Here is a 7,236-nt window from a genome sequence, read left to right as displayed (position 1 = left end):
CCCCCCACGACCCGGTCGCCTCCCAGGGCGAAGGCGGCAGCGGCCCCCTGGCCCGCATGCAGGAGGTGGAGTCCACCGAGTCCGGACGGCTGTTCGCGGAGCGGGACTGGTACGGGCTCGCCTACCAGTCGCGGGACGTGCGCTACAACCCGGACCCGCTCAACGAGGTATTCACCGTCGACTACGCCGACCTGGAAACCGGCGGTGTAGGGCTGGCCGACGACGACCAGAAACTCGTCAATTCGATCGAGGCATCGAGGCCGGGCGGCGCGGTGCAGCGGGCCACCGACGCCGCGAGCATCGCCGCGTTCGGGCTGTACCAGCCGGGCGCGCTCAACCTGCTGAAGATGACCGACAACAGCGTGCTGTCCGCCGCGCACTGGACTGTCTCCCGCTACGCCGACCCGGAGCCCGAACTCCGTGAGGTGGAGATCGAGGCGTTCACGCTGCCGTTCTACAGCGACATCCTCGACGCCGAGATCTCCAGCTTCTTCAGCGTCTACAACATGCCCGCCCAGACGGTCAGCGAGATGCGCGTCACCGTCGAGGGCTACACGGAGCTGATCGGCGAGCAGTCCCACGTCATCACCTTCCGCACCAGCGCCAGCGCCCGCGACTCCGTATGGGTCCTCGGCGACCCCGTGTACGGACTGCTCGGCCAGACCACCCGCCTCGCCTACTGAGGAGACCCTGTTGACCACCCCTGTCGTCCCCGTGCTGCGCGCGGAGACCTACTACCTGCCGCCCGGCCCCAGACCTGGCCGGCCCGCGCCCGACTGGTCCGGGATCGCCGGCGCGGAGCTGGTCTACCACTGGGTCGACTACCGACTGGGCCGCCGCACACCCGTCCCCACGGCGTTCGTCCTCGGCGCGCCCCCGGTCTACGCGCGCGTCAATCACAACCGCTGGCTGGGTGACTGCGCGAATTGCGGGAGCGCCTGCCTGGTCAGCCTCGTCGATCTGCGGTTCGGCTGCACGGAGTGCAAACGGGACTGGGTCACGCTGATCGTCCCCGACGACCCGGGGACCGTCGAGGCGGAGATGATGCAGATCCCGCAGACCCACCTGCGGAACTGGTGGCACCCCGAAGACCCCGCGAACCCGATTCCCCCGGTCCCGCCGGAAGATCCTGGCGCGCCGCCCAACGACCCGCCGGGCACAGTGGCCCCATCAGACTTGGCGGCGCCATGACCTTCAGCCCACGCACCTGGGTCGTCGGCGAGATCGTCACCGACGCCATGCTCAACGTGGAGATTCGCGACCAGTTCAACTCGATGTTCGACGCGTGGACCACCTACACGCCCACCTTCGTGAGCACCGGCACCGCGCCCGTCCTCGGCAACGGGACACTGACCGGCCGCTACATGAAATGGGGCCGCACCGTCATGGTGTTCGCCCAGTTCACTGCGGGATCGACCACCACGTTCGGCAGCGGCAACCTCAGCATCGGCCTGCCCGTCGCGGGGTCGGCCGGCAGCACGCCCGGCCTCCTCGACCTCCAGTGCTCCCGGACCGGGAGCGTGAACTTCGCTGTCGGCCGGTGCACGCTGCCGTCCGGCGCCACCACGACGGGTACCTGCTGGTGGCCGTCCGTGTCCACCATCGGCGACTGGGACGCCTGGACCGCCACTGTGCCCTGGACCCTCGCCGCCGCGGACATCGTCCGGGTGTACGGCGTCTACCAGTCCGCCACCTGACCCCACCCCAACACTCGAGCCCCGAGCCACCGGCCGGGGCTTTCCGTATGCCCCTGGAAGGGGGATCGATGAAGCTCGTCTCCAGGTCAGCGCTCGGCTGGCCCGCCTCGGCCGCACCGGCACAGGCCAGCACTCGCGGGGTGAAGGTCCACTACGAAGGCACCGCAGTCTCCACCAAGCTGCTGACCGACCATGACGCATGCCTCGCCGAGTGGAAGGCCATACGCGCCTCCCACCTGGCTAACAAGGTGGAGAACTACTCGGACGTCGCCTACAACTTCGCGGCCTGCCCGCACGGCTACCTGCTGGAAGGCCGCGGCCTCGGGAGGCGGACCGGCGCCAACGGCAGCCAGGACCTCAACCGCGCGCACTACGCGATCCTCGGTCTCGTCGGCTCGTCCGGCCTGACCGAGCCCACCCCGGAGATGCTCGGCGCGATCCGCGACGGCATCGACCTGCTCCGCAAGAACGGCGCCGGAACCGAGATCAAGGGCCACCGCGACGGGTACGCCACCACCTGCCCCGGAGGCCCGCTCTACGCGTGGGTCCAGAAGGGCGCACCCCGACCCGACCAGGAGGACGAAGTGACGGAAGCCCAGATGAATGCCATCGCCGACAGGGTCGTAGACAGGCTGCTGTCGAAGGACGCCTTCGACGCGCCGAGCGACGCCGCCGACTACAACCCGGACAAGAAGAGCCCGGACCACTACTGGAGCGGTCGGACGGTGTTCCGGGACCTCGTCACCCGCGTCCGCCGCATCAGCGCGGACACAGCCGCGATCCGCAAGAAGCTCGGCGCGTAATACCCCCAGTAGCCCAACCCGTCTGAACAGAAACGGATCTCCTCATGACTGCCTCGCTCGATTCCGCCTACTGGCTGGGCCTGCTCATCTCCGTCGTGCTGCCCGTCCTCGTAGGCCTCGTCACCACCCGCGTGGTGAACGCCGGCGTCAAGGCCACGCTGCTCCTCGCCCTGTCGACCCTGAACGGCTTCCTCGTCGAACTGGGGGCGCCCGGCGACGACTACAGCGTCGGCACCGCCGCCGTGCTCGCTCTCGTCTCCTTCGCCACTGGCGTCCTCATGCACTTCGGCCTCTACAAGCCGACCGGCATCGCAGGACGGGCGCAGGACGTCGGCTCGAAGACCAGCACCCCCCGGACAATCTGATGCTCGCGGCGACGGGGGCGCCGTTCAGCCGTCGCCGCGCCATCCTCATCACCCTCGGCGCGGGCTGGGCCGGATACGGAGCGCTCGGCATCCTCGCCAACCCCAGGGCGGGCACCACCCAGATGCTGGACGTCATCACCCGCTGGGTACCCCTGAGCGTCCTCGGCTGGCTGTGGGTGACGGCCGGTACGGTCGCGATCGTCGCGGGCATGTTGGTGCGCTGCCCGCGCTGGCAGGCCGCCGGCTTCACCGGGCTCGCCGCGCTGGCAGGCCTGTGGGCCGCGGCGTTCACCACGGCGGTGCCGAAGTATCCGACGGCGTCCGGGTCGGCGTGTATCTGGGTGGCGCTGGCGCTGGCCATCGTGTGGCTGTCGGGTCTGGACGACCCGCCGCCTGCGCATCTAAGGAAGGGGGCGGAGTGGACATAGGCGCGCTCGCCGCGGCCGGTGTGGCACTGCTGGTGGGGCTGCTGACGTGGACGCAGTCCCGCGCGACGAACCGGCGGTCGGACTTCACGGCGATCACTGAGCGGCTCGACAAGGAGCTGAAGGACGAGCGGGTCCAGAGGAAGCTCCTCACGTCGTTTGTGCTGGACCTGTTGCGGTGGGCTCAGCGGGTGGAGCCGGACACCCGCGCTGGGCAGCCTCCGGAGCCACCTGTCGACCTGGACCTGACGCCCTGGCGGCGATGACAGCGCCCCGTCTCCTTCGGGAGGCGGGGCGCTTTCGTGCGTCCTGGGCCCGTGGATTGCGCGCAACGCACAGACTGGCGCCAGGCATCGGCAATCGTGCGCAACTACACCCCGGTTGTGGGTGATTGCCAGCATGCTGGTGTCCCGACCAGCAAGGGAGACACCCGTGACGCTCCGCTTCATCGGCACCACGTCCGAACACGGCAACTGCCCAACTCTCTACGAGGTTGTCGAGACAGGTGACATCGTGGTCCAGGGCGACCGGCTCACCGATCCCGAGGATCTCGCCCAGCTCCGCGATGTCGGAGATAGGGAGACGTTCGTCGTCATCCCGCGCGAGCTGCTGACCCGCTTCGCGCCGAAGGAGTAACGGTGCCGAACCTGATCCCGTTCTCGGAGATCGCCCACCTCTTCGAGGACTTCGAGCACACCGCGTTCCGGCTGGAGACGCGCCGTGGCTACGCATCCGACCGGCACGGTCCGCGCTTCCAGGCGTTCATGCGCGGCATCGATCCGCAGCCAGAGCCTGATCACCCCTGGAACGTCAACGTACGCGCGAAGGCAGAGCACGGGGCACGGTTCTCCCGGGTGCGTATCGTCGACGAACCGCCCACGGACGGGCAGCGGTTCCTCATGGCGACCGCGGCCGGGAACGTGGCGGCCGGCGAGGACATCCGCGTGCTTTCCCGGGCCCAGGCGGAACGGCTGGAGCTTCCCGATTACGACCTCTGGCTCTTCGACTCACGCACCCTGGTCCGGATGCATATCGACGAGACCGACACCACCATCGGCGTCGAGCTGGTCGAGGACAGTACCGACGTGCTCGCTGCCTGCCGGGCCCGCGACGCGGCCATGCCCCTTGCACTCCCTACTGCCGAGGTGTGGGCACAGGTACGTTCGTCCGTGTGACCACGGACTTCCAGAACGCGAGGGCCGCCCTCGGCGCGCGCCTGCGGGAACTGCGCGCCGAGGCCGGGCTCACCGGCAAGGACCTCGCGGCCAAACTGGGCTGGCAGCCCTCGAAGGTGTCACGGCTGGAACACGGGAAGCAGACCGCTTCCGCCGAGGACCTGGCGGCGTGGGCCGAAGCGACCGGCGTAGCCAGTCAGACGGCTGATCTTGAGAGCCGTCGCCGCGGGCTGGAGTCACAGCAGCGGTCATGGCGCCGCCAGCTCGTGGCCGGCCACCGGTCGGTCCAGGACCGCTATGTCGTCGAGTACCAGCGCACAGCCACAGTCCGCGGCTACGAAGCGACCGTCATCCCGGGTCTCTTCCAGACGCCGGACTACGCCCGGCACCTGCTGATCCAGAACGCCAAGCTGATGCGGTCGCCGCGCGACACCGAGGAAGCGGTTCACGCCCGCATGAAGCGACAAGAGGTGCTCTACCAGGTGGGCAAGCTGTTCCGGGTGCTGATCTGGGAAGGCGCTCTCCATGCGCTGATCTGCACCCCACCAGTGATGGCCGCGCAGTTGGACCGGCTTATCGGGCTGATCGGCATGAGCACAGTGGAGCTGGGCATCGTTCCGCTCGGCGCCCCGCTCCCGCTGACGCCCAAACACGGCTTCTGGATCTTCGACGAGGGACGCGTCGTCGTGGAGACGATCAACACCGAGTTGCAGTACGAGGCCCCGGAGGACGTAGAGCTGTACGGACGGGTGTGGGATGCCTTGAACGCCAGTGCGGCGCACGGGGCCCCGGCACACCGGCTCATCGCCCGCGCTCGGAGTGTCTTCGGCTCCTCGTGAGCAAACCGCGTCAACTGCCCGCCTGCTCGCGCAATCCCGAGCAATCGGCAAGCGCCTGTGCCCCCGCCCTTCCTACGGTCCTTGGCATGGCCATAGAGACGAGCGCCTCAAGCGCCGCGAAACCGGGACAGTACTTCTGGTGCCACTACCACCAAGGACCCTCCGAGACGGCCGTACTGGTCCAGATCATCGAATCCGGGTCAGGGCCCGGCGGGAGCCTCTACGCCTGCGCCCCGTGCCGCGAACAGCGCGGGCTCACCCCGGTGTCGGAAGTCCCCATTGATGACCTGCTGTCAGGGCTCCGGGCAAGCGCGGCAGCGTTCCGACCGCGGGCGTGACCGCAGTGTCGGAGGAGAGGAGCGGACGGACCAGGCGAGCGCCGTGCTACTTGACGCCCATACCGCCCGCGGGCGACCTGTCCACCGAGCAGTGGGCCGGCCGGGCCTGCTACGCGTGCGGCCAGCCGCTGACGACGGGCGCGGTCTACTGCGGCTGGGCGCGCGGCCGGGCGGGCGTCCACGTCCTCGACGCCGAGGTGTGGGCCTGCCCCTAGTAACCCCTGCCGTGCGGCCGATGCGTCCGGGCGCGCGGCGGGTTCATCGTTCCGCCGAGGACTGATATGCACAGCAGGCCCCGGCCGCCACGGCGGCCGGGGCTTTTTCGCGTCCAACTTCGGGTGCGGGAGGCGCTTGATGTGCCGACCCAGCCATGATTCTTCGACGCGAAGGTGAACCGCGGCTTCGGAGTAGGTGTGAGGCGTCCGGAGTCCGCTCAGGTTCCCTCTCCCCGCCGCTTGCGGCGCCGCGCCTGCGCCGACAAGAGAGCTAGTTTGGCGTAGTGCGCCTTCCGCAGCGACGAAACGACCTGATCGATCTGCTCGTCCGTAGCATCCGGGTGCAGTTCGCGGGCCTGGACGACGAACCGCGTGTGATGCGAGGCCTTACGGGCGGCAGCAGTGCGGCCCGCCCTGTCGAGGGTGTTGCCCCAACTCTTGTGCGCGGCAAAGCGAGCACGTAGTGAGCGTTCTGCTGGGTTCAAGGCTCATCTCCTACTGTCGAATCGGTGTGACGGCAGGAAGGACTGCCCGATGCACCGGGCGGCATGCCTGTGCCATACCGGCCAGGAATGAATCCCCACGTTCGGGTGGTGCCAGGACGCAATCGCGTGGAGAGGCATCAGTCCGTACGAAGCCAGCAAAGACCGAGGGAGTCGGATGCCGAGGAAAGTTGACCGCGTCGTGCCCCTTCCGGACGGCCTCATGCCGCTCCTCACACAGCGACAGTTCGAGACGTACTACGGGGTGTCCGATTGGCAGGTGCTCCGTTGGATCAAGCAGGGACTCCCCGTCGAGCCGATCGCCAGTCGGCAACGCAGGTTCGATCTTCGGAAGGCTCAGGAGTGGCACGCCACCGCCAGGCCCTCCTCAGGAACCGAGAACCCGTGATCGTTTGCACTTCGATTGAGCTTCGGTTGAGCGCGCGTCCCGGTATGCCCGATGTAAATAACAGCAACCCCGGGTCAGATGGGCTCTGACCTGGGGCTGAGGGGTAGGCCGTGTGGGACTCGAACCCACAACCAACGGATTAAAAGTCCGCTGCTCTGCCAATTGAGCTAACGGCCCTCGGCACAACACATACGAGCATAGCCCGCCGGGGGCGGTGCGCCGATCGGGTATCGGGTCGTGGGGATGTCGCGCGTCGGTGGGGTGGCGGGGAAGGGGCGGAAGGTGAGTGGGACGGGGCAGGGCCCGTGATCCACCCTGGGGGTGGGGCACGGGCCCTGGTGGGGCGTCAGATCGGGTGATGGTCAGCCGTTGCGCTTCCAGCGCGGCTTGTCGTCGCGGCGGCCGAAGGAGCCGGTGCCGGTGCCGGTGGAGCCGCCGCGGTGGTCGTCGCGGCGGATGGCCGGGCGGTCGTGGGCGCCGGCGCGGAA

General features: G+C 68.7%; 10 protein-coding genes, 1 tRNA gene and 1 pseudogene. 11 read left to right on the top strand and 1 reads right to left on the bottom strand.

Translation table 11 applies throughout. The features are described from left to right. The 11 genes and pseudogenes from GA0115259_RS25270 to GA0115259_RS39690 form a co-directional block, all read left to right on the top strand. Window positions 1-683 (top strand): annotated as a pseudogene (locus GA0115259_RS25270) (hypothetical protein); the annotation flags it as partial. 10 nt (window positions 684-693) lie between these two features. Then, window positions 694-1,191, top strand: a complete 498-nt coding sequence (locus tag GA0115259_RS25265) for a hypothetical protein (RefSeq protein ID WP_093601292.1) — start codon at window positions 694-696, stop codon at window positions 1,189-1,191. Further along, window positions 1,188-1,697, top strand: a complete 510-nt coding sequence (locus tag GA0115259_RS25260) for a hypothetical protein (RefSeq protein WP_093601290.1) — start codon at window positions 1,188-1,190, stop codon at window positions 1,695-1,697. Before GA0115259_RS25265 ends, GA0115259_RS25260 begins: the two co-directional genes overlap by 4 nt. Window positions 1,698-1,765: 68 nt before the next feature. Next, the gene (locus GA0115259_RS42165) at window positions 1,766-2,500 is read left to right on the top strand and encodes a peptidoglycan recognition protein family protein (protein WP_237540486.1); all 735 of its coding nucleotides are present in this window, start codon (window positions 1,766-1,768) and stop codon (window positions 2,498-2,500) included. A gap of 44 nt (window positions 2,501-2,544) precedes the next feature. Next, window positions 2,545-2,865 (top strand): hypothetical protein, encoded by a 321-nt coding sequence (locus tag GA0115259_RS25250; RefSeq protein ID WP_093601288.1) that lies wholly within the window; start codon window positions 2,545-2,547, stop codon window positions 2,863-2,865. Continuing rightward, window positions 2,865-3,293: a hypothetical protein gene (locus GA0115259_RS25245; protein WP_093601286.1), complete on the top strand. Its 429-nt coding sequence runs from the start codon at window positions 2,865-2,867 to the stop codon at window positions 3,291-3,293. The genes GA0115259_RS25250 and GA0115259_RS25245 overlap by 1 nt, the downstream gene beginning before the upstream one ends. After that, window positions 3,284-3,556, top strand: a complete 273-nt coding sequence (locus tag GA0115259_RS25240) for a hypothetical protein (protein ID WP_093601284.1) — start codon at window positions 3,284-3,286, stop codon at window positions 3,554-3,556. Before GA0115259_RS25245 ends, GA0115259_RS25240 begins: the two co-directional genes overlap by 10 nt. Window positions 3,557-3,722: 166 nt before the next feature. Beyond that, window positions 3,723-3,926, top strand: coding sequence for a hypothetical protein (locus GA0115259_RS25235; RefSeq protein WP_093601282.1), 204 nt, complete (start codon window positions 3,723-3,725; stop codon window positions 3,924-3,926). A gap of 2 nt (window positions 3,927-3,928) precedes the next feature. Next, complete coding sequence (locus GA0115259_RS25230; protein ID WP_093601280.1) at window positions 3,929-4,465, top strand: DUF6879 family protein; 537 nt, start codon at window positions 3,929-3,931, stop codon at window positions 4,463-4,465. Further along, window positions 4,462-5,304: a helix-turn-helix domain-containing protein gene (locus GA0115259_RS25225; RefSeq protein ID WP_093601278.1), complete on the top strand. Its 843-nt coding sequence runs from the start codon at window positions 4,462-4,464 to the stop codon at window positions 5,302-5,304. The genes GA0115259_RS25230 and GA0115259_RS25225 overlap by 4 nt, the downstream gene beginning before the upstream one ends. 388 nt (window positions 5,305-5,692) lie before the next feature. Next, window positions 5,693-5,857 (top strand): hypothetical protein, encoded by a 165-nt coding sequence (locus GA0115259_RS39690; RefSeq protein WP_176732648.1) that lies wholly within the window; start codon window positions 5,693-5,695, stop codon window positions 5,855-5,857. A gap of 995 nt (window positions 5,858-6,852) precedes the next feature. Here GA0115259_RS39690 and GA0115259_RS25205 read toward each other — a convergent pair. After that, window positions 6,853-6,925 (bottom strand) — tRNA-Lys (locus GA0115259_RS25205). Window positions 6,926-7,236 lie beyond the last annotated feature (311 nt).

The organism is Streptomyces sp. MnatMP-M17 (assembly GCF_900091995.1).
Classification (GTDB): domain Bacteria; phylum Actinomycetota; class Actinomycetes; order Streptomycetales; family Streptomycetaceae; genus Streptomyces.
This window is presented reverse-complemented; position numbering and strand designations above follow the sequence as displayed.

Excerpts from the sequence above, each read along its gene's own strand:
- GA0115259_RS25250 (WP_093601288.1), top strand. The coding sequence starts at position 2,545 with ATGACTGCCTCGCTCGATTCCGCCTACTGGCTGGGCCTGCTCATCTCC.
- GA0115259_RS42165 (WP_237540486.1), top strand. The coding sequence starts at position 1,766 with ATGAAGCTCGTCTCCAGGTCAGCGCTCGGCTGGCCCGCCTCGGCCGCA.
- GA0115259_RS25260 (WP_093601290.1), top strand. The coding sequence starts at position 1,188 with ATGACCTTCAGCCCACGCACCTGGGTCGTCGGCGAGATCGTCACCGAC.
- GA0115259_RS25245 (WP_093601286.1), top strand. The coding sequence starts at position 2,865 with ATGCTCGCGGCGACGGGGGCGCCGTTCAGCCGTCGCCGCGCCATCCTC.